The organism is Polaromonas glacialis, from assembly GCF_000709345.1.
In the GTDB taxonomy this organism is placed as follows: Bacteria; Pseudomonadota; Gammaproteobacteria; order Burkholderiales; family Burkholderiaceae_C; genus Polaromonas; species Polaromonas glacialis.
The window spans coordinates 493,674-518,630 of record NZ_KL448323.1 but is presented as its reverse complement, the minus strand read 5'-3'; the positions used below and the strand labels follow the sequence as shown (position 1 = coordinate 518,630).

Sequence of the window (24,957 nt, the reverse complement as noted above, 5' to 3'; positions counted from 1 at the left end):
CTGATTAAAAAAAGTTCTCTGGAGGCCACCGGATTTTTCATTTTTCAGGACCGGCGCAGCGATTCTGGCGGGCGCCAAGCCATGGCAGCTGAAATTTGCGGCTAGAGTCAAGCCTTTGCTGATCACCCCATTGACCGGAGCTTTCATGATTCTTGAACTTGCCGACATCCGTATCCACCCCGGCCAGCAGGCCGCTTTTGACGAAGCCATCGAGCGTGGCGTTCGCACCGTGATTGCCCATGCCAGGGGATTTGTGGGCTACCAGGTCTTCAAGGGCATCGAAAGCCCCGAGCGCTACCTGCTGCAAATCCGCTGGGAATCGCTGGAAAACCACACCGTCGATTTCCGCGAGTCGGCTGCGTTTGCCGACTGGCGGGCGATTGTCGGACCGTTTTTTGCCGGTCCGCCCACGGTGGAACACTTCAGCATGGCGGCCGGATCGGTCTGACACTGCCGTCCTTCAAACCCGCCCGACCAAAAATGAAACTCCCCACTTTGATGCCCAGCCGGCTGAAGCTGCGTTGCCGCGCCATTTCAAACCATGCCGCATTTGCTATTATTTCAATAGCTGCCTGCGCCCTGCCTATAAACGGGAAAGCCCAAAACATTGATAAAAAAGCGGAAGCCCCACAGGCCTGGCCGACACGGCCGGTCCGCATCCTGGTGGGCTTTCCAGGAGGATCGACGCCCGACATGTCGGCCCGAACGCTGGCCGAGCCCCTGTCCAGGGCCTTGGGCCAGCCGGTCATCGTCGAAAACCGGGTGGGCGCTTCGGGCAACATCGCAGCCGACCTGGTCGCCAAGGCCACTGACGACCACACGCTGGGCGTCGTCATCAACGGCAACCTCACCTCGGCCAAGCAGCTTTACGCCAAACTGCCCTACGACCCGGCCAGGGACTTTGCGCCCATCTCGCTGCTCACCACCGCGCCGCTGATGCTGGTCGCACCCAGCAGCCTTCCGGGCGGGGCCGAATTCTTCACGCTAGCGCGGCAGGCAGGCAGGCAGTGGAACTACGGCTCCGTCGGCAATGGATCGGTCGGACACCTGGGCATGGAGCTGGTCAAGCTGCGCTCGTCGGGCATGACGCCGGTGCATGTCCCGTATTCAGGCAACCCGCAGGTGGTCACGGCGATGCTGGGCGGCCAGATCCAGATGGCGCTGATACCGCCCGGCATCGCCCTGCCGCACATCCGCTCGGGCAAGCTCAGGGCCATCGGGTTGACAGGCGGGCGCAGCCTGCTCGCACCCGATGTGCCGCCACTGGCAGAGGCTGGCCTGAAAAATGTCAACCTGGAGGTGTGGACCGCGCTGATCGGTCCGGCCCGCCTGTCCAGCGCGGCCCAGTCGCGGCTGGCCCAGGAGGTGCCGCGCATCGTCCGCGATGCAGACACGCGCCAGAAACTGTTTGCGCAGGGCTGGCAGGCCGTCGGCACATCGCCTGACGGACTGCGCAGCCGCCTCAAGGACGAAAGCGCCCTTCTGGGCAACATCATCCAGACGCGCGGCATCAAGATCGAATAGCGCCAGGCACGATGGATGGCTGCAGGCTGGCCCGGCCTATCCGGGGCCATCGTGGCACACTGAGCCGCTGGCCTGATCCCTGGCCAGCCTGTACGCTTCACGATTTTTCAACCGCCCGGCCGTCAGGTCCGGGTTCAGACCTGTCAAGGAATGCCCGCCATGCGTTTTGTCGTAACTCCGCCCGCCACGGTTTCAGTGCCTGTCGTGGGCACCGAGGACCGCTTTCCGGTCCACCGCATTTATTGCGTCGGCCGCAACTATGAAGACCATGCCAAGGAGATGGGGTTCACAGGCCGAGAGCCGCCGTTTTTCTTTCTCAAGCCAGCCGACGCCATCGTCGCGGTCGAAGCTGGCAGCACCGGCGTCATGCCCTACCCCAGCCTGACCCGGAACCTGCACCATGAAATCGAACTGGTTGTGGCCATCGGCACGGGCGGCAAAAATATTCTGGCGGCTGACGCGCACAAGCACATCTTTGGTTACGCCGTTGGCCTGGACATGACACGCCGCGACTTGCAGGGCGAAATGAAAAAACAGGGCCGGCCCTGGTGCATCGGCAAGGGCTTTGACCATTCCGCACCCATAGGCCCGATCACTCCTGCAGCGCAGGCCGGCGATGTCGCCAACGCCGAAATCCATGTCCAGGTGAACGGCCAGGACCGCCAGCACAGCAATGTCTCCAAACTGATCTGGAATATCGGTGAAACCATCGAGCACCTGTCGGCCGCCTGGGAACTGCAGCCCGGCGACCTGATCTACACCGGAACCCCTGAAGGCGTGGCGGCCGTGTTGCAGGGCGACACCCTGACGGGCGGCGTCGCGGGCCTGGAGCCGCTGAACCTCAAAATTACCTGAGCGATAAAATCCGTGGCCGGACGACCCGTGCGGCCCAGCTGCATTTTCAGGGTCATTCAGGCCTCCTGCGCTTTACCAGCCTACCTTTTCAGCTATGCTTTTTGAAATAGATCAAAGCCCTGAAGGCTGCCACGAAGCGAACACAAACGCCAAAGCCGCTACACTTATTTGATGCATCGCCCCCCTCTGAAACACTGCCGCGTCTGCGGCACCGCCGTGGTTTACCGCTTGCCCGACGACGGCGATACCAAGCAGCGGGCAGTCTGCCCGGCCTGCAACACCGTGCATTATGAAAACCCGCTGAACGTCGTCGGCACGGTGCCGGTGTGGGGCCACGACGGCGCTCAGGTGCTGCTGTGCAAGCGCAACATCGAACCGCGCTGGGGCAAATGGACCTTGCCGGCCGGCTTCATGGAAATGGGCGAAACCACGGCAGAAGGCGCAGCCCGCGAGACCGACGAGGAAGCCGGAGCGCAGTATGAACTGCAGGACCTCTTCAGCATCATGAATGTGGTCCGCGTCGGCCAGGTCCATCTGTATTACCGTGCCCGGTTGCTGAGCACCGACTTCAATCCCGGCCACGAAACCATTGAGGCCAGGCTGTTCACCGAGTCCGAAATCCCGTGGGAAGAGCTCGCCTTTCGAACCGTCAAGGAAACGCTGGAGCGTTATTTTGACGACCGGCGCAAGGGCCGATTCGGCATTCATGTGCTGGATGTTTGCTGAGCTTGCGGCCTGCGGCCCCTGCGGGCCAAGCGCGTCCGGCATGGCAGGCCGGGCTTAGAATTTCAGGCTTCGACCCGACTTGTCGCCTGGCTTTTTGCTCTGGCTTTCGCCGTTGACGCTCCTCCCTTTTTCACCAGATTTCCCCAACACCGAAACCCCATGTTCAAATCCGCCTCCTTTTTCCGCATTGCCTCCGATTTTGTTCTGCCGCCGCTCGAAGCGCTGGAAGAAGTGCTCCAGACCGCCCAGTTCATGCCCTGCGGCGCAACGCAGCCCGAGTCTGTCGGCTGGGTGCCGCCGCGCGGCAATAAAAGCACGGTGATGGTGGAAACCGTGGGCACGCAGGTCATCTTGCGGCTGAGCATCGAGCGCCGCCCTGTGCCCGCCTCCGCCGTCAAGGCCGAGGTCGAAGCACGCGTTGAAAAGTACAAGCAGGAAACCGGCCGCGAACGCGCCAGCGCCAAGATCAGGAAAGAATTCAAGGAAGAAGCCATGCAGGCGCTGTTGCCGCGCGCCTTCACCAAGCGTTCCTCGACGACGCTGTGGATCGACCCGGACAACAAGTTCCTGGTGGTCGATTCCGCCAGCCTGACCGGCGCCGACAAGGTGGTCAGCCAGCTGATCGAGGCGCTGAGCGAGATTCCCGGCTCGCGCCCGGGCCTGATGGCCAAGCCCGTGCAGACGACCATGGCAGCCGGCGCCGCCATGGCGCATTGGCTGGCCAGCCGCGAAGCGCCTGTCGGCTTTACCGTGGACCGCGACTGCGAACTCAAGATGCCTGACGACCAGAAGTCAACGGTCCGCTATTCGCGCCACACGCTGGAGATCGACGAAGTGGCCGAGCACATTGCTTCGGGCAAGGTGCCCACGCAGCTGGCCATGACCTGGAACGAGCGGGTGTCGTTCATGCTGACCGACATGGCCCAGGTCAGGAAGATCAAGCTGCTCGACGTGGTGCTCGACGGGGTGCAGGAAAACGGCAAGGACGACGACGGCTTCGACACCGACGCAGCCATCGTCACGGGCGAGCTGTCGGCGCTGATTCCGGATCTGCTGGAAGCACTGGGTGGCGAGTTGTCCATGGACGGCGCGGCTCCGCCCGCAGCAGTCGGGCAACTTGCGGAACGCCTTCGCGCGGCGGCATGAAAGCCGTTCGCAGCTGAACGCCGTGGGCCAGCGGGAGTGACGAAATTTCAGCGGATACCCGTGTAAATTGCCAAGCCACCATACGTATGACGGCAAAATCAGAACCGTCCGATTGACAAAATCAGAGCAGGCCTCTATCAATGATTTGACAGGCAGGACGGGAATTTTTTCAGACTGGACTCTGTTTTAAAGTCATCAAGCCACATCTCGGCAGGAGGGTGTCATGCGATTTCATTTATTCGGGCCACGCACTGAGGCGCACATTCGCAGGTCTCTGGAATACCTTGAAGAGGCGAACCTGGCCTGGGTCGAGCATCAGGCGGCGGCAGAACACCATGCGGCACTGGCGAAAATGTATTCCGAGAGAATCGCCCGAATCGAGGCGGAAATCAAAAATGCGCATCCGCTCCGATCCATGGTGCCTCGTCAGCCACCGGAAGATCCACGCGACGAAATCGAGCGGCCAAAGGCAGAATCCGTCGTGGTTTATCCCTCCCGAACCACGCGATAAATTCAGTAGCGGAAAGCGCCACAGCCGGGGAATGACTGCTTGGCGTCTTAATCCTGCCCCGGTTTTTCCCCGGAACGTTCTCCCGGGCTGGCCGTGCCTTTCAATGCAGCGCTTTGCTCGTCGTTGGCGGCCTTTGTCAGATCAGCCATAAAAGCTTATTTCAGCGCCTTTAGCTTGCGGTAAAGCGAGCGTTCGCTGATGCCCAGCTTGTTCGCCAGGTCTGCCCGGCTGCCCTGGTGGTTGCTGACCAGTTGCTGCAGCGCAGCGCGCTCTATGGTTTTGAGCGCGCCTGGCGCCAGGGCCAAGCCCTTCAGGCTGCGGGCGGCAGTGTCGGCATCGCCAGCTTGCGGATGGACACGCGGCCCGGCCGGCGGGCGCCTTCCCGACATAAGGGCCTGCTCGATATGGCTGGTTTCCAGCGTGTCGCCATCGCACAGCAGCGCCGTGCGTTCCAGCAGGTTGCGCAGTTCCCTGACATTGCCCGGGTAATCCTGCGCCTGCAGCAAGCGCAGTGCGGGTTCGCTGATGCGCAGCTTGCGCTGCGGGGCCACGCGCTCCAGCAAGGCGGCTGCCAGCAGGATGATGTCGTCCCGCCGTTCGCGCAAGGCGGGCAGGTGAATCGGAAACGTGCTCAGGCGGTAATACAGGTCTTCACGAAACAGCTCCTGGGACACCATGCGGTCCAGGTCGCGGTGGGTGGCCGACACCACGCGGATGTCGGCATGGCGCAGCTCGGTGCTGCCCACGCGGCGGTAGGTGCCGGTTTCCAGCAGGCGCAGCAGCTTGACCTGCATGGTCAGCGCAATATCGCCCACCTCGTCGAGGAACAGCGTGCCGCCGCTGGCCGCCTCGATCAGCCCGCCCCGGGCGGTGCTGGCGCCGGTGAAGGCGCCGCGCTCGTGGCCAAACAGCTCGGACTCGAACAGGTTTTCGGGCAGGCTGGAGCAGTCCACCGCCACCAGCGCACGGTGGGCGCGCGGGCTGGCCTCGTGGATCGCCTGCGCGACCAGCTCCTTGCCGGTACCGGACTCCCCCAGCAGCAGCACCGTGGCCTGCGACGGTGCAACGCGTGCCACCAGCGCCAGCATGTGCTGAAAGGCAGGCGCCCGCCCGATCAGTCCCTGCGCTGCCGGCTGACCCTGCGCCACCCGCAGCCTTTCCATCTTCTCGACGAAATAAGCCTGCTCGCCGTGTGCGTCCAGCAGCGGGGCAAGCTCAATGTTGACGTACTCCTCACCCTTGGGCGTGTGGTGCAGGTGAAGCACACGCTCGCGCTGGCCGGACACGCGTGACCGGGCCAGCGGGCACGATTCGCCGGCTTGGTCGCACGGCACGTTGAAGTGGTGCGACACCTCGTAGCAGGTGCGGCCCACCACAGAGTGAACCGGGCTGAACTGCTGCCGGTAGGCCGCGTTGGCCGCCAGGATGCGGTATTGGGTGTCGAACAGGATGTGCGGCTCGCTCAAGCCCTCCAGGTAGGACATCAATTCGGGCAATGGCTTCACGCTGGCTCCTTGGTTTGGCTGACATGCAGTCTATGCCGGAATTGGCAGCCACTGCCAAATATGGCGGTTATTTCCTTCCGGCATCTCACGCTGGCCTGATTTAAAACCGTAACTCATTGAAATTAAACGATATTTTTTCGGATTGCAGCTCGGCACGGTTCTTGAGTTACAGCACGCACAAGCGCATTGATGGTCATGCAAACCCTGAAAAATTCCCTCGCTAAAAGCATGGCCTTGCAGTTTTTGCAGAGCGCTCCTATCCGTGCCGCTCATGAAACGTTCTGCGCGGCCACTTCACGCAAGGAAAACACGATGACGCCAACTGCTGCCCTTTCCGCTTTCCCGGCGATTGCCGGCGCTGCGCATGAACATGACGCCGAGCGCCGCCGCATGATCGTGCTCACCGCAGCCACTGCCAGCGCCGGCCTGGCCGCTGTCGCCGTGCCTTTCGTGTCGAGCTTTGCGCCCAGCGAGCGCGCCCGGGCTTCCGGGGCGAGTGTGGAAGTTGACATTTCGGACCTTGCGCCCGGCGGCATCAAGACGGTGGAGTGGCGCGGCAAACCGGTCTGGATCATGCGCCGCACGCCCGAGATGCTGGCGCTGCTGCCGACGCTCGACGCCCGCCTGGCCGACCCGGCTTCTTTACGAGATCAGCAACCAGGCTACGCGCGAAATGCGCAGCGCTCGATCCGGCTCGACGTGTTTTTCGGCGTGGGCATCTGCACCCACCTGGGCTGCACGCCCAGCCAGGTTCCCGCAGGCAGCGCCAACCCCAGCGTGGGCGAAGACTGGAAAGGCGGCTTTCTCTGCCCCTGCCACGGCTCGACCTTTGATCTGGCGGGCCGGGTGTTTCTGAACAAGCCCGCACCCACCAATCTTGAAGTGCCGCCGCACAAGTACCTGGCCGAGAGCAGATTGCTGATCGGCGAGGACGACCTCGGCGCGGCCTGAGGAGGGATGTGAAGATGGACATGTACTTTCGCATCCTGCATGACGAGGCCAGCGGCGAGCTGACCTATCTGCTGGCCGACCAGGACACCCGCGAGGCCGTGCTGGTGGACCCGCGCGGCCGCGATCTGCCGGTGCTGGCCGCCTTGCTGGCGGAGCGCGACTTGCGCCTGCGCTGGGTGCTGCGCACGCATCAGCACGATCACCTGCAAGTCCGGGAGCCGGCGCAACTGGCCCGCCTGGGCGCGCCGCTGGTGCAGGGCGCTGCCGGTGAAAACATCCGCATGGCCAGAGACGGCGACGTGCTGCCCTTTGGCCGTGAAGGGGTCCGCGTGCTGGCCACACCGGGCCATACCGCCGGATGCCTGAGCTTTGCCTGGCGCGACCGGCTGTTTTTCGGCGGCCTGCTGGCGGCCGATGCTTGTGCGCACCAGCCCCTGCCCGCCCAGCCCGAAGCCCTGTGGGACAGCGTGACGCAGCGCGTGTTCACCCTGCCTGACGAAACGCTGCTGTTCGCCGGCCATGCGCGCCGCGCCCGCGCCGTCAGCACCGTGCTGGAGCAGCGCCGCTGGCATCCGTTGTTTGCCGGCGTGTCGCGCGACGAGTTCCTGGCGCGCGTCGCAGCGCTGGCGCCTGCACCGCACCCTGCCGCGCTCAATGCGCCTGCATGAAAACCATTCAAGCCAAGCTTTCACCTGGAAAAACACCATGCCAACACCCCGCAAAGTCATCCCCATCGTTGCGCAGCCTGCGGACGGCGAACCGATCTCGCTGTACGCGGCGCACGAGAAAATCTATCCCCGCAGCGTGTCGGGCTACTTTGCCCATTGGCGCTGGGCCGTGGTGTTTTTGACCCAGCTGGTGTTCTACGGCCTGCCGTGGATTGAATGGGGACAGCGCCAGGCGGTGCTGTTTGACCTGGCGTCGCGACGTTTTTACATCTTCTGGCTGGTGCTGTATCCGCAGGACTTCATCTACCTGACGGGCCTTCTGGTCATCTCGGCCCTGTCGCTGTTCCTGTTCACGGCGGTGGCCGGGCGCCTGTGGTGCGGCTACGCCTGCCCGCAGACGGTCTACACCGAGATTTTTCTCTGGATAGAGCGAAAGATGGAAGGCGACCGCACGGTCCAGATGCGCCGCGATGGCCAGCCCTGGTCGCCGGGCAGGCTGTGGCGAAAAGGCGGCAAGCACCTGCTGTGGCTGGCCGTCGCCCTGTGGACCGGATTCACGTTTGTCGGCTACTTCACGCCCATCAAGCTGCTGGGCCTGGAATTTGTGCAGTTGAACATGACGTCGTGGGAAAACTTCTGGGTCTTTTTCTACGGCTTTGCCACCTACGGCAATGCCGGCTTCATGCGCGAGCAGGTCTGCAAGCACATGTGCCCGTATGCGCGCTTCCAGAGCGCCATGTTCGACAGGGACACCTTGATCATCACCTACGACGCCGAGCGCGGCGACCCGCGCGGCGCGCGCTCGCGCAAGGCTGACCCGGGAGCACTGAGTCTGGGTGCGTGCATCGACTGCAACCTGTGCGTGCAGGTCTGCCCCACCGGCATCGACATTCGCAAAGGCCTGCAGTACGAGTGCATTGGCTGCGGCGCCTGCGCCGATGTGTGCAACACGGTGATGGACAAGATGGGCTACGCGCGCGGGCTGGTGAAATACACCACCGAAAACGCGATGAAGAACAAGTGGACCCAGGCGCAGACCTGGCGCCATGTGCTGCGGCCTCGCATCCTGATCTACACGGCCATCTTGCTGGGCATTGTCATGGCCATGCTGGTCAGCCTGACGCTGCGCACGCCGTTCAAGGTCAATGTGCTGCGTGACCGTGGCGTCATGGCGCGCATTGTCTCGGGCGGCAACATCGTGACGTCTACCAGCTGCAGGTGATGAACGCCACGGAAACCAGCCAACGCTACAAGATCCGCGTCACGGGACTGCCCGGCCTGGCCATCACGTCGGAAGACGTGGTGGCGGTGGAGTCCACCCAGGCACGCAAGCTGGCCGTCCGGGTGCAGGCGCCGTATGAAGCGGCGGCGCCGGGAACGCACCCGATCGCGTTTGAAATCGACGCGCTGGACGCTGCGGGCCATTTGTCGGAAAAATCAGTGTTCATGCTTCCCCGCTAAAGCGAAGCCAGGCTGGCGTGTTCAAGTAATCCTGCAGTTTTTGCTACTGAATTAATAGCTACTTGCGCCGTCCAGGCAAGCGCAAGTGGCATATTTGATACATGAAAGCATGTCTGCTGGACAAAACGAGGACGCCGTATTTGAAGACACATACACAAGGAACTGCCAATGACTGCCGAAGCGACCGCAACACCTTATGACGCACTTGGCGGCGAGACAGGCATCCAGCGCCTGGTTCACCGCTTTCATGACAGGGTCGAACATGCCCAAGATGCCGGCCCACTGCGAAGCGCGCCAGGCCTTGTGCCCTCGCAAAAGGCTGGCACGCCGTGATGAAACGCCTGCGCCGTGGTGTGCATGCGCAGATCCTGCGCCGGCTGCGCGCGCCGCGCCTGGCCCACCACGGCTCGCCTTCAGCGCTCGGCCTTGACGCGCAGGCGCTGCGCCTGCCGGCCGCAGGCGGCAAAACCTTGTTTGCATGGTTCGTGCCTGCCCTGGGCGCTGGCCCCGCGCCGGCCGTCGTGGTGATGCACGGCTGGGGCGCCAACGCCAGCCTGATGCTGCCCGCTGCGGCCCCCCTGCATGCCGCCGGCTTTGCCGTGCTGCTGGTGGATGCGCGCTGCCACGGCGCCAGCGACGATGAAGACTTCACCTCGCTGCCGCGCTTTGCCGAGGATATTGAAACCGGCCTGGACTGGCTCGGGCAGCAGCCCGGCGTTGACGGCGCCCGCCTGGCCATCATGGGCCATTCGGTAGGGGCTGGCGCTGCGCTCTTGTGCGCCGCGCGCCGTGCGGACGTGCGTGCCGTGGTGAGCCTGAGTGCTTTTGCGCATCCCCGCGAGGTGATGCGCAGGTTTCTGGCCGAGGCGCATATCCCCTATCCGTTGCTGGGCTGGTATGTGCTGCGCCATGTGCAGCGCGTCATCGGCGTTTGCTTTGACGAGATTGCCCCGCTGACCAGCATGCGCCGCATACGCTGCCCCGTGTTGCTGGTGCATGGCACGCACGACGAGGTGGTGCCGTTCGACGATGCCAGGCGCCTGCAGGCAGCGGGCCTTTCTGGCATGGTGCAGTGTCTGTCGGTGGCGGGCGGGCATGACCCCAGCCGGGCGATGGAAGCGAACTTTCCTCAGCTGATAGACTTTTTGCAGCGTTCCCTCCACGCCATCCACCCACATCGTCAGGAATTACCCATGAAAAATGCGCATGATCTCGTGACGGCCGCCAAGCTGCGTATCGACGAAGTAGCGCTGGACGATGCCGAGCAAGCCATCCGGGAAGCCGACGTGCTGCTCGACGTCCGCGAAGCTGACGAGTATGCGGCGGGCCACCTTGTCGGCGCCATCCATGCCTCGCGCGGTGTGCTGGAGTTCAAGCTCAGCAGCACGCCCGAACTCAGCTCGCGCGATTTGAAGATCGTGCTGTATTGCAAGACCGGCGGACGGGCTGCGCTGGCGGCCTGTGCCTTGCATGACATGGCTTACCTGCAGGTCAAGTCCATTGCCGGCGGCTTCGATGCCTGGGCCGGCGCAGGAAAGAGCGTCGTCAAACCGACTGCGCCCACATTCGAATAAAGTGCATTCGTTTGAATCGGCAAACACCTTTTCAGCATCAAATACGCCTTTTCCGCACTACTGGCGTGCTTAAGCAGCTCTATATTCAGTAGCAAAATAGGTCAGGCGCCTTGAACGCCAAGATGCACTGCACCGACAAACACTGAACCCCTTTTCAGGCTTGAAACATATGCAAGAACCCACCATTCAGTCGTTTTTTGACCCTGACACCTTCACCGTCACCCACATCGTGTCCGATCCGGCGACGGCGCGCGCGGCCATCATCGACAGCGTGCTGGACTATGACCCGAAGTCGGGCCGCACCTCGCACGCCAGCGCCGACAAGGTGGTGGCGCATGTCCGGCAGGCCGGACTGAAGATCGACTGGCTGCTGGAAACCCACGCGCACGCTGATCATTTGTCGGCCGCGCCCTACCTGCGGGAAAAGCTGGGCGGCAAGATCGCCATTGGGTGGCACATCTGCGAGGTCCAGGGCGTCTTCAAGAAGATTTTCAATGCCAGCGACATGAACACCGAGGGCGCAGAGTTTGACCACCTGTTTGACGACGGTGAACGATTCCAGATCGGCCAGGTCGAGGTCCGCGTGATGCACACCCCGGGGCATACGCCGGCCTGCCTGACCTACCTCATGGGCAAGGATGCGTTTGTCGGCGACACCTTGTTCATGCCCGACTACGGCTCGGCGCGCTGCGACTTTCCCGGCGGCGATGCGGCAATGCTCTACCGCTCGATCAAAAAAGTGCTGGCGCTGCCGCCCGATACGCGCCTGCACCTGTGCCACGACTACCCGCCGGACGGCCGTGCCCCGGCATGGGTCAGCACCGTGGCCGAGCAGCGCGCTGGCAACATTCATGTGCATGACGGTGTGACCGAAGCCCAGTTCGTCAGCCTGCGCACGGCGCGCGACAAGACGATGGCCATGCCCATGCTGATCCTGCCGGCCGTGCAGGTCAATGTGCGCGCAGGCCAATTGCCGCCGCCCGAGGACAACGGCGTGCGTTACCTGAAGATTCCTGTCAACCTGCTCTGAGCGCCCGGCGCACGGAACTTGTCGCGCCCGTCTCACCTTGCGCAGGCTGATTACTTGACGGTGGCTTTTGTCAAGCTGGCCTTGAGGGACTTCATGTTTTCCTGCAGCGGGCCGAACGGGCCAAATTTATGCTGGTCTGCCTGAGCGCCATCGACATAGGGCGGGAACGGGGCATCGACCGGCTTGTTCCAGCGGGCCGGAAAGTCACGCTCGGTATGGGCCTTGACCGGCCGTGGCTTGCTCAGAACGAAGGCCGCGACGTCGTAGGCCTGCTCATCGCTCAACTGGGGCTGGCCGTGCTGCGTGCCCAGCGGCATGTTGGTTTTGATGAAGGAAGAGGCAAACAGCAGGCGGCTCATGCCGGCGCCGTTGTTGAATGAATCCTTGCCCCACAGCGGCGGGAAGGTGTAGCCCGTGGCGCTGCCCGGTGCGCCGGCCCGCACGCCCGCACCTTCGGCGCCATGGCAGCTGGCGCATTTCTCCTGGTAAACCGTGTTGCCCGCCACGGTGTCGGCACGGCGGTCCGGCGCCTTGAAGGGTGGCAATCCCTGGCCTTCGACCTTGGCGCCCACCGGCACATCTTTGGACAGGAAATGCATGTAGGTGATGAACGCCTTCATTTCCCGGCTGTCCAGCGGCAATACCTTGCCCGCCATGCTGCGCTCCATGCAGCCGTTGACACGCTCCTGCAGCGTGCTGACTTCGTCTTCACGGGCACGGTATTGCGGAAAAGTGGCGTGCGCGCCAACCCAGGGAATGGCGAATTTCTTGGTGGCCGAGGCTTGATGGCAGGAGGCACAAGCCAGGTTGTTGCCGGAAAACCGCATCTTTTCATTTTTGACCTCGGGACCGATGTAGGCAAAGGTGCGGTCCGTCAGCTCCTTGCCGTACCGGACCAAGCGGCCATAGGGGTCGTCAGGCAGGCGCGAGGCATCATAGGCTTCGGCAGCGCCCATGGCAGGCGCTGCCGGGGCAGAAGTCTGTGCATGCAGCCCCCCAGCTGCAGCAAGCAGGGCCATGAAAATCAAGGGTTTGGTCATGTTGAACTCCTTTGGCAGGGTGAATAAAAAAGCGCTCGCCTGAATAAACCGGAAGTTGACTCAAATCAAACGCAAGGGCGATGGGATCGTTAAATTCATGCGCAGGCGTCCCGCCATCGGCGCCTCATTCGGAGGGGGAAAAGACTTGGTGCTTCTGGGCGGCTTGCTGCAGTTGCCTTGCAATTTTTCCGCAGACCAGATCGCACAGTTCATACACCGACTCATCGGCAATACGGTAATACGCGCTGGTTCCCCGGCTTTCGCGGGCCACCAGTCCGTGTTTGGTCAGCATCGTCAGGTGGCGCGATATGTTGGCGGCCGTAAAACCACACAGCTGCGCCAGTTCGCCCACGTTGCGCTCCTCCTGCCTGAGCAGGTTGAGGATTTGAAGCCGTGTCGGCTCCGACAGGGCCTGGAAGTAGGCGGCGATTTCAGTCAGCGCCTCGGGCGGCAAATTTTCCATGATGGGATGTCCTCGTCAAGCTGTGTCTTCAAGCCTGTCAAAACCTTTGCACAACAAAAGTACAAGCTTATTATTATACAATTTGACTAATTAACTAAGTAGCTAAATAATCAACAATGATTCGCTGACGCACTGTAGTCAGGAAAGCACATGAGGAAATCCGGATGTCCCAAAAACGTCTTGTCGCTATTGCAGCCCTGACCAGCCTGTTGGTCTGCGCGCCCGTCCGGGCGGCTGAAAACAGCCCGCTCGCCACCGTGGTGGTTCAGGCCTCTGGCACTGGCGCGGCCGACAGCATCAGCCTGGATGCCGTGGTGGAGGCGGTGCGGCAAACCACGTTGTCAGCCCAGGTGCCCGGCGCCATCGTTTCCTTGCGTGTGAAGGCGGGCGACAGCGTGAAGGCCGGCCAGGAACTGCTGCGCATCGACGCCCGCTCCGCCAGCCAGAATGCGGCCGCCAGCGATGCCCAAGTGCAGGCCGCGCAGGCCAGCCTGAATGTGGCGACCAAGGACTATGAACGGCAAAAGCAGCTGTTCCAGAAGCAGTACATCAGCCAGTCGGCACTCGACCGGGCGCAAGCCCAGTGGCAGGCGACGCAGGCCCAGGTCAGGGCGCTGCAGGCGCAGGCCGGCGCGGCCCGGACCCAGTCGGGATTTTTTGTGGTCAACGCGCCCTATGCCGGGGTGGTCAGCGACGTTCCCGTGACCTTGGGCGACATGGCCATGCCCGGCCGCGCACTGGTCACGATGCATGACCCGGCGGAGTTGCGGGTGACGGCCGCCGTGCCGCAAAGCGCCATCGCCGGCCTGGGCGACACCAGCGCCGTCCGGTTCGAGCTGCCCGGCCTGGCCACCGGCCTGCTGCGCCCCACGCAGGTGCAGGTGTTGCCGGTGGTGGATGCCGCCACGCATACCGCGCAGGTCCGGTTGGGCCTGCCCGCTGGCATCAAGGGCGTGGCGCCCGGCGCCTTTGCCCGCATCTGGCTGCCGCTCGGAACGGCAAAGGGCGCTATGGCCAAGAGCGAACGTTTGTATGTACCCGCCAGTGCCGTGGTCCGGCGCTCCGAAATGACCGGGCTGTATGTGGTGAATCCCGAGGGGCTTGCCTTGTTGCGCCAGGTCCGGCTCGGCGGCACGAAGGGCGATCAGGTGGAAGTGCTGAGCGGCGTCAGCCCCGGCGACAAGGTGGCGCTGGACCCGCAAACTGCCGCACGGGTGCGCTGACATGAGCACGAAACCAAGCATGGGCGTTTCAGGCCGCATCGCCGCCCTCTTCCAGAGCGCGCAAATCACCCCGCTGCTGGCGCTCGTCGCCTTGCTGCTGGGCATTTTTGCGGTGCTGGTCACGCCGCGCGAGGAAGAACCGCAGATCAACGTCACCATGGCCAATGTGCTGGTGCCGTTTCCGGGCGCCTCGGTGCGCGATGTCGAGCAGATGGTCGCCACGCCGGGAGAACAGGTGCTGTCGCAGATTGCCGGCGTGGAGCATGTGATGTCCGTGTCGCGCCCCGGCATGGCAGTGCTGACGGTGCAGTTCAAGGTGGGCGTGCCGCGCACCGAGGCGCTGGTGCGGCTGCACGACACCATCAAGGACAACGCCGACTGGCTGCCTAAAGGGCTGGGCGTGATGGAGCCCATCATCAAGCCCAAGGGCATTGACGACGTGCCCATCGTCACGCTGACGCTCTACAGCAAGGATGCAACGACCAGCGCCTACGACCTGGAGCGGGTGGCGCACAGCATCGAGGCCGACATCAAGCGCGTTCCCGGCACGCGCGAAGTGCAGACGCTGGGCGGCCCCGGCCGCGCCGTGCTGGTCGAACTGGACCCGGGGCGCATGGCGGGCTCGGGCGTGACGGTGCAGGAGATGCGCCAGGCGCTGCAGTCGGCCAATCTGGGCATGCCGGTGGGCGAACTGCTGGCCGGCAACCAGAGCGTGGCCATCGAAGCCGGCCCCTTCCTGGCGCAGGCCAGCGAGGTCGCCGACCTGATGGTCAGCGTGCGCGAAGGCCGGCCAGTATTCCTTAAAGATGTGGCGACCGTGCGTGACGGCCCGCTGCCCGCCAGCCGCTATGTCTGGCATGGCCTGTCCGCAAAGAACGGCGGCGGCGAATATGCCGCCGTGACCGTGGCGGTGACCAAGAAGCCGGGCGAGAACGCCATCGACGTGGCCAACGCCGTCATGGCGCGGGTGGCGCAACTGCGCAACACCCTCATTCCCGAGGCCGTGCAGGTGGCCGAAACCCGCAACTACGGCGCCAGCGCCAACGACAAGGCGCAAAAGCTGATCCAGAAGCTGCTGTTTGCCACGGCCTCGGTGGTGGCGCTGGTGTTCCTCGCGCTGGGCCGGCGCGAAGCGGCGATCGTCGGCACGGCGGTGATTCTGACGCTGACCGTGACGCTGTTCGCCTCGTGGGCATGGGGCTTCACGCTCAACCGGGTGTCGCTGTTCGCGCTGATTTTTTCGATTGGCATTCTGGTCGATGACGCCATCGTCGTCGTGGAGAACATCCACCGGCACCAGGCACTGTTTCCCGGTAAAAAACTGGTGGACATCATTCCCGGCGCGGTCGATGAAGTCGGCGGCCCGACCATCCTGGCCACGTTCACGGTGATTGCCGCGCTGCTGCCGATGGCTTTCGTCAGCGGCCTGATGGGGCCGTACATGAGCCCGATTCCCATCAATGCCAGCATGGGCATGCTGCTGTCGCTGGCGATTGCCTTTGTGGTGACGCCTTGGCTGGCCCGGCTGTGGATGAAGGAAAGCCACGGCGACCACGCCACTGCGGGCAAAGCCACCGGCATGGCGGGCAAGCTCGCGCCCCTGTTCGAACGCGTCTTCAAGCCGCTGCTGGACGACAAGCGCGGCGGGCGCAACCGGGGCCTGCTGGGGCTGGGCATTGCCGGGCTGATTGTGCTTTCCCTGGTGCTGCCGGCCACCGGGCTGGTGCTGCTCAAAATGCTGCCCTTCGACAATAAGTCCGAGTTCCAGGTCATCGTCGATATGCCGGCCGGCACGCCGGTCGAGAAAACCGCCGCCGTGCTGCATGAACTTGGCGCCTACCTGGCCGGCGTGCCGGAAGTGACCGACTACCAGGCGTATGCCGGCACGGCCGCGCCGATCAACTTCAACGGCCTGGTGCGCCAGTACTACCTGCGCGCCGGCGGCGAGGTCGGCGACATCCAGGTCAATCTGGTGGACAAGCACCAGCGCAGCGACCAGAGCCATGCGATTGCCACGCGCGTGCGGCCTGAGTTGCAAAAGATCGGCCTGCGCCATGGCGCCAACGTGAAGGTGGTCGAAGTGCCGCCCGGCCCGCCGGTGCTCGCTCCAATAGTCGCCGAAATCTACGGCCTAGATGCCGACGGCCGCCGCGCCGTGGCCAAGGCGGTGCGCGCCATTTTCGAGAAAACCGACAACGTGGTCGATGTGGACGACAGCAGCATTGCCAGCGCACCGCGCGTCGTGCTGCTGGTGGACCGCCGCAAGGCCGCCATGCTGGGCGTGCCGCAGCAGGCCATCGTCAGCACGCTGCGCGCCGGTCTGGCGGGCGAGGCCGTGACTTATCTGCACGACGGCAGCAAATACCCGGCCCCGGCGCTGCTGCAGTTGCCGGCCGAAAGCCATGGTGACCTCGATGCCCTGCTGCAACTCGCCGTGCGCAGCGCCTCCGGCAAGCTGGTGCCGATTCGCGAACTGGTCACGCTCAGCGACACGCTGCGCGAGCAGCCGGTGATCCACAAGGACTTGCTGCCGGTGAACTTCGTGACGGCCGACATGGCCGGCAAGCTCGACAGCCCGCTGTACGGCGTGTTCCAGATGCGCAGCCAGATCAACGCCATCACCGCGCCCGACGGCGGCAAGCTGGCCGAGTATTTCATCAGCCAGCCAACGGACGCCTGGCGCGGTTATGCGCTCAAGTGGGACGGCGAGTCGCAAATCACTTACGAAACCTTCCGCGACATGGGCGCGGCCTATGGTGTCGGCCTGATATTGATCTACCTGCTGGTGGTGGCGCAGTTCGGCTCCTACCTGACGCCGCTCATCATCATGGCGCCGATTCCGCTGACCATCATCGGCGTCATGCCCGGCCATGCGCTGCTGCATGCGCAGTACACCGCCACCAGCATGATCGGCATGATCGCGCTGGCCGGCATCATCGTGCGCAATTCGATCTTGCTGGTCGATTTCATCAACCTGCAAACGCGCGAAGGCATGCCTTTCAAAGAGGCCATCGTGCATTCGGCCATCACCCGCGCCCAGCCCATCATGCTGACCGGACTGGCCGCCATGCTGGGCGCCTTCTTCATCCTGGACGACCCGATTTTCAACGGGCTGGCGATTTCGCTGATCTTCGGCATTTTTGTCTCCACCGTGCTCACGCTGGTGGTGATCCCGACGCTGTACTACGCGGCCTATCGCAAGCAGTTTTCGTCCCCTGTAGCCATCACCTTCAAGGAGTAAACAATGAAATCATGGCAACTCGTCCGGCTGCTGGCCGGCACCTTTATCCTGCTGTCGCTGGCGCTGGGCTCACCTAGCAGCCCGGTGTTTGTCAGCCAGTGGTGGCTGGCCTTCACCGCTTTCGTGGGTGTCAACCTGCTGCAAAGCGCCCTCACCCACTGGTGCCTGATGGAGTCCATCCTGCGCAAGCTGGGCGTGCAGCCCGGCTGCTGAACAAAGGTACGCCATGAAGCAAACCCACCTGCTGGCCGCGGCCGCCCTGGCGCTGTGCGCTTTTTCAGCCCAGGCCACCGACCTGATGCAGGCCTGGCAGGCGGCGCGCCAGCATGACCCGCAAGCCGCCGTGGCCGATGCCGCCCGCGCCGCCGGAGAAACCCGCCGCGCGCAGGCGGCTTCGCTGTGGCGGCCCAACGTGATGCTCAGCGCCGGCGCCGGCCGCGTGAGCGCCAACAGCGCCACCAGCGGCGCGCAGTTTGCCGCGCCCGGCTTTGGCCAGTCCAGCGGCGTGTCGTTTGACACGTCGGTCAACAACGGCAATTCCACCCGCTGGGCCATGACGGCGCGCCAGCCGCTCTACAACCCCGAGCGCAGCGCCCAGCGCCAGCAGCTGGAAATCGGCGCCGACTCGGCCAGCCTGCAATGGCAGGCGGCGCAGCAGGACTTGATGCTTGCGACCAGCCAGCGCTATTTCGACGTGGTGCTGGCCGAGCGCAAGCTGGCCTTGCTGCGACAGCAGCAGGCGGCCGTGGACCGGGCCTTTACCGAAGCCAAGGACCGGTTTGAACTGGGCGATGCGCCCGTCACCGACACCCACGAGGCCTCGGCCCGGGCGCTCGGCCTGCAGGCGCAGGTGCTGGCCGCCCAAAGCGAGCTGGTACTGGCCCAGACCATTCTGCTTGATGCCACCGGCCTGCCGCCCGATGCGCTGCAGGTGATGGCGCCCGCCGGCGAAGTCGCGCCAGCCGACCTGCCGCCGCTGGCGCAGTGGCTGGCCCTGGCGCAGGAAAACAACCCGCTGCTGCGCCTGCAGCGGGCCAACGCCGACGCCGCCCGCCAGGAAACCCGCAAGCACAGCGCCCTGGCGGCGCCCACGCTGGACCTGGTGGCGCAGGCCGGCCGAGAGCGCCTGAGCGGCAGCGGCGACTTCGGCGCGGCCAGCAACACCTCGCGCCAGCAGATGATTGGCCTGCAGCTCAACGTGCCGCTGTACACCGGCGGCATGCGCAGCGCCAAGCTGGACGAAGCCCTGCGGCACGAAGACAAGGCTAGAGCCGAAGTCGAACAGGCCGGCCAGCAAACCAGCCAGCAAACCCGCGCCGCCTGGCTAGGGCTGCAAACCGGACAGGCCCGGCTGAGCGCCCTGGCCGAAGCCGTAACGGCCAGCCAGGCCCGGCTCGACGCCACCCGGCTCGGCCGGCAGGTGGGCGACCGCACCACGCTGGATTTGCTCAATGCCGAAAACGATGCCAGCGCCGCAGACCTGGCGCTGCTGCAGGCCCGCATCGAGGTGCTGCACAACCGCTTGCGCCTGCAGGCGCTGGCCGGACAGCTCGACGAAACACGGCTACAGACCGTGAACGCGCTGCTCCAGCACTGAACCCGTTCCCTTTTCAAACCCCCAGAGGAGACAAGCCATGGCCCACATCATCATCATCGGCGCCGGCACCGGCGGCATGCCGGCGGCTTACGAGTTGCGAGAGCAACTCGGCGCGCAGCACCAGATCACCGTCGTCAACGCGGTGGACTATTTCCAGTTCGTGCCGTCCAACCCGTGGGTGGCGGTGGGCTGGCGCCAGCGCGAGGCCATCACCTTCCCGATCCGGCCGCACCTGGAGAAAAAAGGCATCGGCTTTGTTGCCCAGCCGGTCAAGCGCATTGACGCCGAGCACAACGCGCTGGAGCTGAACGACGGCAGCCGCCTGGACTATGACTACCTGATCATCACCACCGGCCCCAAGCTATCGTTTGACGAGGTGCCCGGCTCCGGCCCGGCGGGCCACACGCATTCGATCTGCACCATCGACCATGCCGAAAAGACCTGGGCCGACTATCAGGAGTTCCTGAAGGCACCGGGGCCGGCCATCATCGGCGCCATGCCGGGCGCTTCGTGCTTTGGTCCGGCCTACGAGTTCTCGTTCATCTTCAACAAGGACTTGCAGCGCCGCAAGCTGCGCAACAAAGTACCCATCACCTACATCAGCCCCGAGCCCTATGTCGGCCACATGGGCCTGGGCGGCGTGGGCGACAGCAAGTCGATGCTGGAGAGCGAGTTCCGCAACAACGACATCAAGTGGATCACCAACGCCAAAGTCACCAAGGTCGAAGCCGGCAAGATGTTCGTGAGCGAAATGGACGACAGCGGCCAAATCAAAAAAGAGCACGAACTGCCCTTCAAATTCAGCATGATGCTGCCGGCCTTCAAGGGCGTGGACCCGGTGGCCGCCGTCGAAGGACTGTGCAACCCGCGCGGCTTTGTGCTGATCGACGAATACCAGCGCAGCAAGAAATACCGCAACATCTTCTCGGCCGGCGTGTGCGTGGCGATTCCGCCGGTCGAAGTCACTCCCGTGCCGACCGGTGCGCCCAAGACCGGTTACATGATCGAGACCATGGTGACTGCCATCGTTCATAACATCGCCGCCGACCTGGCTGGCCAGAGCGCCACGGCCAAGGCCAGCTGGAACGCCATCTGCCTGGCCGACATGGGCGACACCGGCGCGGCCTTCGTGGCGCTGCCGCAAATCCCGCCACGCAATGTCAACTGGTTCAAAAAGGGCAAGTGGGTGCATGTGGCCAAGGTCGGCTTCGAGAAATATTTTCTCTACAAGATGAAGAGCGGCACCTCCGAGCCGATCTATGAAAAATACCTGCTCAAGGCGCTGGGCATCGAGCGGCTGGAGCGATGAACTTGAAGCCTGATTTTTTTGTTCCTGAAAGAAGCCTATGAACTGGTTTTCCAGAATAAGCGGCCCCGCAGAACCGGCCAGCGCCCCCTTGCCCGGCAACACCCTTGTCATCGATGTGCGCTCGCCAGGCGAATATGCCTCGGGCCATGTGCAGGGCGCGATCAATCTGCCCCTGGACCGCTTTGAGCAAGAGATCGGGCGCGTGGCGCCCGACAAAAGCATGCCCGTGATGATGTACTGCCTGTCGGGTGGCCGCTCGGGCGGCGCCTGCCGGCTGATGCAGCAACTCGGCTACCGGCAGGTGATCAATGGCGGTTCGGTCGGCGCCGTGGCACTGAAACTCAACCGACCCATCGAACGGGCTTGACCCCGGAAAGAAGAAACCCCCATGAGCGAGAACTCCGTCACTGTCGAGCTGATACAACAGCACGACTACCGCTTTGACATCCACTTCGCCGACGCCATCCCCGTTCTCACCAGCGACGAGCCGGTGCCGCTGGGAACGGGCCAGGGCCCCTCGCCCGTGCAACTGCTGTGCGCCGCCGTGGGCAACTGCCTGAGCGACTCGCTGCTGTTTGCGCTGCGCAAGTTCAAGCAGGCGCCCGAGCCGCTGCGCTGCACCGTGCAGGCCGAAGTCGGCCGCAATACCGACAACCGCCTGCGCGTGCTGCAGATGACTGCGACCCTGCGCCTGGGCGTGCCCGCCGCCCAGCTGGAGCATCTCGATCGTGTGCTGACGCAATTTGAAGCCTACTGCACCGTCACCCAAAGCATCAGCCAGGGCATTCCCGTCACACTGCAGGTGTTTGACAGCACCGGAATGCAGCTGCGACAAGACCCGCTCAACCCTCAGGAAACGCCATGAAAACCGCCCACGACCTCGTTGCCGCCGCCAAAACCCGGGTGCAGGAAATCGCCATTGCCGACGCCGATCAGGCCATCCGGGAAGCCGACTTGCTGCTCGATGTGCGCGAGGCCGACGAATACGCCGCTGGTCACCTGAACGGCGCAATCCATATTTCGCGCGGCATGCTGGAGTTCAAGTTCAGCAGCAACCCCGCGCTGCAGCCGCGCGACCTCAAGATCGTGCTGTATTGCAAGACCAGCGGACGCGCCGCACTGAGCGCCGCCGCGCTGCATGAGATGGGTTATCTGAACGTGCAGTCCCTGGCCGGCGGCTTTGACGCCTGGTTGGCAGCCGGCAAGCCGGTGGTCAGGCCGCAGCCGCCGTCGTTTGAATAAGCCGCTTGCGCAAAAGCGCACTCAGCGGGGCTCTGCCGTACGGATAGAACCTTCTTAATGCTATGAATTAGATAGCTACTTACGCCCACAGCTATTGCGCAAACGACTGTTTTTATGCAGAAAAACGTAAAAACCCGGCGAGTCTGCGGTGCGCCTTTCCCAGCGGCGCCCCTTCGGTATTGTTGAATCCCCCCGACTGGTGAGAGTCGTTTTCAGAGGCTGCGCCCCTCGCCGGCTTCCTCGAACGTCTGGCCGTCGCGGATGTGATAAATCCGCTTGAAGGTGGGAATGATCTTTTCGTCGTGCGTCACCACGATGATGGCGGTTTGCGCCTGCCGGGCCATCTGGTTCAGGATGCGCATCACGGCCAGCGCACGCTCACTGTCCAGCGGCGCGGTGGGTTCATCGGCCAGAATCACCGGCGGGCGATTCGCCAACGCGCGCGCAATCGACACGCGCTGCTGCTCGCCGCCCGACAGCTGAGACGGCTCAGCCCTGGCGCGGTGGGCCACGTCCAGCGCGCTCAAGAGTTCCAGCGCGCGGCGCCTGGCCTCGGCGTTGGGCACGCCGGCCAGCATGGGCAGCAGGGCGACGTTGTCGGTCACGTCCAGAAACGGAATCAGGTACGGCGCCTGGAACACGAAGCCGATGCGGTCGCGCCGCAGCGCGCGCAGGTCGGAAGTGGTCCAGCCGTTGTCGTAGATCAGCTCGTTTCCCAGCGTCATGCGGCCCGCCGTGGGCTCGATGATGGCGCCCAGGCACTTGAGCAGCGTGCTTTTGCCCGAGCCCGACGGGCCGACCAGCCCCACCACTTCGCCGGGGCCGACTGTCATGTTGACGTTTTTGAGCGCCTCGACGGCGGTGTCGCCGTGGCCGTAGACCTTGCGCAAGCCTTCAATCAGGATGCCGCCGGGGCTTGGGGCTGGTGTCATGGGTTCATTCGAGTCATCCGATGGCGGTGGCCGGATCAACGTTGAGCGCGGCGCGAATCGCCAGCGTGCTGGCCAGCGCGCAGATCAGCAGCGTGGCGGCCAGCCCGGTCAGGGCATCCTGCGTCAGCAGCAGCACGAATTTTGGAAAGATGGGCGCCCAGACCGTGGCGGCCACCTTGCCGACCACAAAACCTATCAGCCCCAGGCCCAATGCCTGCTGCAAGATCATGCCGGCAATGGTGCGGTTGCGCGTGCCAATCAGCTTGAGCACGGCGATCTCGCGGATCTTGCCCAGCGTCATGGTGTAGATGATGAAGGCCACGATGGCGGCGCTGACCACCGCCAGGATCGCCAGGAACATGCCGATCTGTTTGGCCGACGTGGCGATCAGCTTGGCTACCAAAATTTCTTCCATGCCCGCGCGCGTGAACACCGCCAGGTGCTTCCAGCGGCGAATCGGTTCGGCCACCTGTTCAGCTTCAAAACCGGGCTGCAGCTGCACCAGCACCGCGTTCACATTGCGGCTGCTGGTTTGCAGCGCCTGCACCGCGTCCAGCAGGGCGGGCACGCCGGGGCGGTTGAAGGCCGGGTTATTGGCGGTTCGGCTACGGTCGTTGACGATGGCGTCGTTGTCTTTCAAAAACTGCGCTTCCTGCGCGTCCTTGAGCGCAATGAAGACCATCGGGTCGCCGCCGGACGACACCATGCGCTGCGTCAGCCCGACCACGCGGTAGTCGTGGCGGCGGATGCGGATGCGCTGGCCCAGCGTAAAACCGGCCTTGACATCGGCCACCGCCTCGTAGTGGCTGCGCGTGAGCTGGCGGCCCGCCACCAGGTAGCTCGGTGCGCCGGGTCCATCGGGCTCGATGCCGACCACCATGGCACGCGTTTCGCCGCCATCGTCGTTGCCCACCTGCATGGTGAAGTAGGTCACGTTGGCGGCCTGCGCCACGCCCGCCATGCCGCGCACGCTGCGCACCACGTCGTCCTTCAGGCTGGATGATTCAGCGTAGGGCCCCTGCGTGTCCTTTTGCACCACCCACAGGTCGGCCCGGCTGTTGGTGAGCAGCGCCTGCGCGTCATCGACCATGCCGCGGTAGACGCCAGCCATCGTCAGCGTCACGCCGATCAGCAAGCCCAGGCCCAGGCCGGTCAGCACGAACTTGCCCCAGCTGTGGGCAATGTCGCGCCCGGCCAGGCTGATCACGGGGTGGCTCCGGCCGGCGCTTTGACCAGCGCATCGACCACCTGCACGCGGGCGCCGGCGCTTACGCTTAGGGCTTTCTGGCTGTAGACAACGACCTCGTCACCGGCTTTCACGCCGTTCAGCACCTGCACCTGGCCATCCAGGCTGTGCGCGCCCAGCTGCACCGGCGAAAAGACCGGCTTGCCGCCGTCCAGCCGCCAGACGCCGGTCTGACCCTGCTGGCGCTGGATGCTGGCGTTGGGCAGCAGCAGCGAGGTGGGGGTTTCGTGCAGTTGCAGCGTGACTTCGGCCAGTTCACCGACCGAAGCCCCGGAAGTTCCACCAGCGGCGTCAACGCCACCTGCGCAATGCGTTCCTCGGTCACGCTGTCGGCCAGCAGTTCGACCCGCGCGACCTGGCCGGCCAGCGGCGTACGCGGCTGGGAGCGCAGCACGATGTGCGCGGACAGGCCGGGCGCCAGTCCGGCCGAGCGGCCCTGGTCCAAGCGCAGCCTGACCCACAGGCTGGCCGGGTCGATCAGGCGCAGCACCGGCTGGCCAGCCACCACGGTGCTGCCAGCTTCGGCGTCGCGGCCGGTCACCACGCCGTCGGCCGGCGCCTGCAGGCGCACGTTGCCGCGTTGCTGCGCCAGCGCAGCACGCTCTGCCCGCTGTCGGGCGACATCCTGGCCCGCGCCCGCCAGATTGGCTTGCGCCGCCTGCAGCCCGGCATCGGCCGAGGCCTTTTCCTGCATTCGGGCTTCCAGTGCGCTG

The 24,957-nt window shown here is 64.2% G+C and carries 25 protein-coding genes and 2 pseudogenes; 20 read left to right on the top strand and 7 right to left on the bottom strand.

Annotation, left to right across the window (positions count from 1 at the left end; translation table 11 throughout):
- The first annotated feature begins 145 nt into the window (after nt 1-145).
- From EC86_RS0102780 to EC86_RS27460, 6 genes are all read left to right on the top strand, one after another.
- Entirely contained in the window at nt 146-448 is a 303-nt protein-coding gene (locus tag EC86_RS0102780; protein WP_029524177.1) for an antibiotic biosynthesis monooxygenase family protein, read from the top strand.
- A 32-nt stretch (nt 449-480) separates the two neighbouring features.
- Entirely contained in the window at nt 481-1,524 is a 1,044-nt protein-coding gene (locus EC86_RS0102775; RefSeq protein WP_084181118.1) for a Bug family tripartite tricarboxylate transporter substrate binding protein, read from the top strand.
- Nucleotides 1,525-1,683: 159 nt separating this feature from the next.
- Complete coding sequence (locus tag EC86_RS0102770; RefSeq protein ID WP_029524175.1) at nt 1,684-2,379, top strand: fumarylacetoacetate hydrolase family protein; 696 nt, start codon at nt 1,684-1,686, stop codon at nt 2,377-2,379.
- Nucleotides 2,380-2,550: 171 nt separating this feature from the next.
- A complete protein-coding gene (locus EC86_RS0102765; protein ID WP_029524174.1) occupies nt 2,551-3,105 on the top strand; it encodes an NUDIX hydrolase in 555 nt (184 codons plus the stop codon).
- 159 nt (nt 3,106-3,264) lie between these two features.
- A complete protein-coding gene (locus EC86_RS0102760; protein WP_036771742.1) occupies nt 3,265-4,251 on the top strand; it encodes a recombination-associated protein RdgC in 987 nt (328 codons plus the stop codon).
- Nucleotides 4,252-4,474: 223 nt separating this feature from the next.
- Complete coding sequence (locus tag EC86_RS27460; RefSeq protein ID WP_029524172.1) at nt 4,475-4,762, top strand: hypothetical protein; 288 nt, start codon at nt 4,475-4,477, stop codon at nt 4,760-4,762.
- A gap of 155 nt (nt 4,763-4,917) precedes the next feature.
- Here the strand turns inward: EC86_RS27460 and EC86_RS0102750 are convergent, their stop codons facing one another.
- Together EC86_RS0102750 and EC86_RS29805 are read right to left on the bottom strand one after the other, a co-directional pair.
- Nucleotides 4,918-6,246 carry a sigma-54 interaction domain-containing protein gene (locus tag EC86_RS0102750; RefSeq protein ID WP_029524171.1) on the bottom strand — a complete coding sequence of 443 codons (1,329 nt, stop codon included), beginning with the start codon at nt 6,244-6,246 and terminating at the stop codon, nt 4,918-4,920.
- A gap of 51 nt (nt 6,247-6,297) precedes the next feature.
- Nucleotides 6,298-6,540, bottom strand: a complete 243-nt coding sequence (locus EC86_RS29805; protein ID WP_156955198.1) for a hypothetical protein — start codon at nt 6,538-6,540, stop codon at nt 6,298-6,300.
- Between the two features lie 39 nt (nt 6,541-6,579).
- On the opposite strand from EC86_RS29805, the gene petA reads away from it, so the two are divergent.
- From petA to EC86_RS0102720, 6 genes and pseudogenes are all read left to right on the top strand, one after another.
- Entirely contained in the window at nt 6,580-7,218 is a 639-nt protein-coding gene (gene petA, locus EC86_RS0102745) for a ubiquinol-cytochrome c reductase iron-sulfur subunit (RefSeq protein ID WP_051676097.1), read from the top strand.
- A gap of 14 nt (nt 7,219-7,232) precedes the next feature.
- Entirely contained in the window at nt 7,233-7,886 is a 654-nt protein-coding gene (locus EC86_RS0102740; protein WP_232229764.1) for an MBL fold metallo-hydrolase, read from the top strand.
- 37 nt (nt 7,887-7,923) lie between these two features.
- Nucleotides 7,924-9,347: pseudogene (ccoG, locus tag EC86_RS25835) on the top strand (cytochrome c oxidase accessory protein CcoG).
- 332 nt (nt 9,348-9,679) lie between these two features.
- Nucleotides 9,680-10,432, top strand: a pseudogene (locus tag EC86_RS30330) (alpha/beta hydrolase); the annotation flags it as partial.
- 108 nt (nt 10,433-10,540) lie between these two features.
- Nucleotides 10,541-10,921 (top strand): rhodanese-like domain-containing protein, encoded by a 381-nt coding sequence (locus EC86_RS27455; RefSeq protein WP_084181488.1) that lies wholly within the window; start codon nt 10,541-10,543, stop codon nt 10,919-10,921.
- Nucleotides 10,922-11,090: 169 nt separating this feature from the next.
- Entirely contained in the window at nt 11,091-11,951 is an 861-nt protein-coding gene (locus EC86_RS0102720) for an MBL fold metallo-hydrolase (RefSeq protein ID WP_029524167.1), read from the top strand.
- A gap of 50 nt (nt 11,952-12,001) precedes the next feature.
- On the opposite strand, the gene EC86_RS0102715 is transcribed toward EC86_RS0102720, so the two are convergent.
- A complete protein-coding gene (locus EC86_RS0102715; protein ID WP_029524166.1) occupies nt 12,002-12,991 on the bottom strand; it encodes a c-type cytochrome in 990 nt (329 codons plus the stop codon).
- A gap of 124 nt (nt 12,992-13,115) precedes the next feature.
- A complete protein-coding gene (locus tag EC86_RS0102710; protein WP_029524165.1) occupies nt 13,116-13,454 on the bottom strand; it encodes an ArsR/SmtB family transcription factor in 339 nt (112 codons plus the stop codon).
- Between the two features lie 164 nt (nt 13,455-13,618).
- Between EC86_RS0102710 and EC86_RS0102705 the strand changes: the two genes are divergently transcribed.
- The 8 genes from EC86_RS0102705 to EC86_RS0102670 are packed head-to-tail and all read left to right on the top strand — an operon-like array spanning nt 13,619 to nt 22,066.
- Nucleotides 13,619-14,677, top strand: coding sequence for an efflux RND transporter periplasmic adaptor subunit (locus EC86_RS0102705; RefSeq protein WP_029524164.1), 1,059 nt, complete (start codon nt 13,619-13,621; stop codon nt 14,675-14,677).
- A 1-nt stretch (nt 14,678) separates the two neighbouring features.
- Nucleotides 14,679-17,918, top strand: coding sequence for an efflux RND transporter permease subunit (locus tag EC86_RS0102700; RefSeq protein ID WP_029524163.1), 3,240 nt, complete (start codon nt 14,679-14,681; stop codon nt 17,916-17,918).
- Nucleotides 17,919-17,921: 3 nt separating this feature from the next.
- Entirely contained in the window at nt 17,922-18,131 is a 210-nt protein-coding gene (locus EC86_RS0102695) for a YgaP family membrane protein (RefSeq protein WP_029524162.1), read from the top strand.
- A gap of 13 nt (nt 18,132-18,144) precedes the next feature.
- Nucleotides 18,145-19,515, top strand: coding sequence for a TolC family outer membrane protein (locus EC86_RS0102690; protein ID WP_029524161.1), 1,371 nt, complete (start codon nt 18,145-18,147; stop codon nt 19,513-19,515).
- 37 nt (nt 19,516-19,552) lie between these two features.
- On the top strand, nt 19,553-20,824 hold the full coding sequence (locus tag EC86_RS0102685; protein WP_029524160.1) for an NAD(P)/FAD-dependent oxidoreductase: 1,272 nt from the start codon (nt 19,553-19,555) through the stop codon (nt 20,822-20,824).
- Between the two features lie 37 nt (nt 20,825-20,861).
- Nucleotides 20,862-21,191, top strand: coding sequence for a rhodanese-like domain-containing protein (locus EC86_RS0102680; RefSeq protein WP_051675697.1), 330 nt, complete (start codon nt 20,862-20,864; stop codon nt 21,189-21,191).
- Between the two features lie 21 nt (nt 21,192-21,212).
- Complete coding sequence (locus EC86_RS0102675; protein ID WP_029524158.1) at nt 21,213-21,689, top strand: OsmC family protein; 477 nt, start codon at nt 21,213-21,215, stop codon at nt 21,687-21,689.
- Complete coding sequence (locus EC86_RS0102670; protein WP_029524157.1) at nt 21,686-22,066, top strand: rhodanese-like domain-containing protein; 381 nt, start codon at nt 21,686-21,688, stop codon at nt 22,064-22,066. The genes EC86_RS0102675 and EC86_RS0102670 overlap by 4 nt, the downstream gene beginning before the upstream one ends.
- Nucleotides 22,067-22,278: 212 nt before the next feature.
- Here the strand turns inward: EC86_RS0102670 and EC86_RS0102665 are convergent, their stop codons facing one another.
- The 3 genes from EC86_RS0102665 to EC86_RS29795 all read right to left on the bottom strand — a co-directional run bounded on the left by EC86_RS0102665 (nt 22,279) and on the right by EC86_RS29795 (nt 24,938).
- Nucleotides 22,279-22,998 carry an ABC transporter ATP-binding protein gene (locus tag EC86_RS0102665; protein ID WP_029524156.1) on the bottom strand — a complete coding sequence of 240 codons (720 nt, stop codon included), beginning with the start codon at nt 22,996-22,998 and terminating at the stop codon, nt 22,279-22,281.
- Between the two features lie 13 nt (nt 22,999-23,011).
- Nucleotides 23,012-24,205: an ABC transporter permease gene (locus EC86_RS0102660; protein ID WP_029524155.1), complete on the bottom strand. Its 1,194-nt coding sequence runs from the start codon at nt 24,203-24,205 to the stop codon at nt 23,012-23,014.
- A 118-nt stretch (nt 24,206-24,323) separates the two neighbouring features.
- Nucleotides 24,324-24,938: an efflux RND transporter periplasmic adaptor subunit gene (locus EC86_RS29795; RefSeq protein ID WP_232229763.1), complete on the bottom strand. Its 615-nt coding sequence runs from the start codon at nt 24,936-24,938 to the stop codon at nt 24,324-24,326.
- Nucleotides 24,939-24,957: the final 19 nt, after the last annotated feature.

Coding starts and splice junctions, on each gene's coding strand:
- EC86_RS0102760 (WP_036771742.1), top strand. CDS start 3,265: ATGTTCAAATCCGCCTCCTTTTTCCGCATTGCCTCCGATTTTGTTCTG.
- EC86_RS0102740 (WP_232229764.1), top strand. CDS start 7,233: ATGGACATGTACTTTCGCATCCTGCATGACGAGGCCAGCGGCGAGCTG.
- EC86_RS0102715 (WP_029524166.1), bottom strand. CDS start 12,991: ATGACCAAACCCTTGATTTTCATGGCCCTGCTTGCTGCAGCTGGGGGG.
- EC86_RS0102670 (WP_029524157.1), top strand. CDS start 21,686: ATGAAAACCGCCCACGACCTCGTTGCCGCCGCCAAAACCCGGGTGCAG.
- EC86_RS27460 (WP_029524172.1), top strand. CDS start 4,475: ATGCGATTTCATTTATTCGGGCCACGCACTGAGGCGCACATTCGCAGG.
- EC86_RS0102750 (WP_029524171.1), bottom strand. CDS start 6,246: ATGTCCTACCTGGAGGGCTTGAGCGAGCCGCACATCCTGTTCGACACC.
- EC86_RS0102690 (WP_029524161.1), top strand. CDS start 18,145: ATGAAGCAAACCCACCTGCTGGCCGCGGCCGCCCTGGCGCTGTGCGCT.
- EC86_RS0102665 (WP_029524156.1), bottom strand. CDS start 22,998: ATGACACCAGCCCCAAGCCCCGGCGGCATCCTGATTGAAGGCTTGCGC.
- EC86_RS0102695 (WP_029524162.1), top strand. CDS start 17,922: ATGAAATCATGGCAACTCGTCCGGCTGCTGGCCGGCACCTTTATCCTG.
- EC86_RS29805 (WP_156955198.1), bottom strand. CDS start 6,540: ATGAGCGGCACGGATAGGAGCGCTCTGCAAAAACTGCAAGGCCATGCT.
- EC86_RS0102780 (WP_029524177.1), top strand. CDS start 146: ATGATTCTTGAACTTGCCGACATCCGTATCCACCCCGGCCAGCAGGCC.
- EC86_RS0102675 (WP_029524158.1), top strand. CDS start 21,213: ATGAGCGAGAACTCCGTCACTGTCGAGCTGATACAACAGCACGACTAC.
- petA (WP_051676097.1), top strand. CDS start 6,580: ATGACGCCAACTGCTGCCCTTTCCGCTTTCCCGGCGATTGCCGGCGCT.
- EC86_RS0102765 (WP_029524174.1), top strand. CDS start 2,551: ATGCATCGCCCCCCTCTGAAACACTGCCGCGTCTGCGGCACCGCCGTG.
- EC86_RS27455 (WP_084181488.1), top strand. CDS start 10,541: ATGAAAAATGCGCATGATCTCGTGACGGCCGCCAAGCTGCGTATCGAC.
- EC86_RS0102710 (WP_029524165.1), bottom strand. CDS start 13,454: ATGGAAAATTTGCCGCCCGAGGCGCTGACTGAAATCGCCGCCTACTTC.
- EC86_RS0102720 (WP_029524167.1), top strand. CDS start 11,091: ATGCAAGAACCCACCATTCAGTCGTTTTTTGACCCTGACACCTTCACC.
- EC86_RS0102770 (WP_029524175.1), top strand. CDS start 1,684: ATGCGTTTTGTCGTAACTCCGCCCGCCACGGTTTCAGTGCCTGTCGTG.
- EC86_RS0102705 (WP_029524164.1), top strand. CDS start 13,619: ATGTCCCAAAAACGTCTTGTCGCTATTGCAGCCCTGACCAGCCTGTTG.
- EC86_RS0102700 (WP_029524163.1), top strand. CDS start 14,679: ATGAGCACGAAACCAAGCATGGGCGTTTCAGGCCGCATCGCCGCCCTC.
- EC86_RS0102680 (WP_051675697.1), top strand. CDS start 20,862: ATGAACTGGTTTTCCAGAATAAGCGGCCCCGCAGAACCGGCCAGCGCC.
- EC86_RS0102685 (WP_029524160.1), top strand. CDS start 19,553: ATGGCCCACATCATCATCATCGGCGCCGGCACCGGCGGCATGCCGGCG.
- EC86_RS29795 (WP_232229763.1), bottom strand. CDS start 24,938: ATGCAGGAAAAGGCCTCGGCCGATGCCGGGCTGCAGGCGGCGCAAGCC.
- EC86_RS0102775 (WP_084181118.1), top strand. CDS start 481: ATGAAACTCCCCACTTTGATGCCCAGCCGGCTGAAGCTGCGTTGCCGC.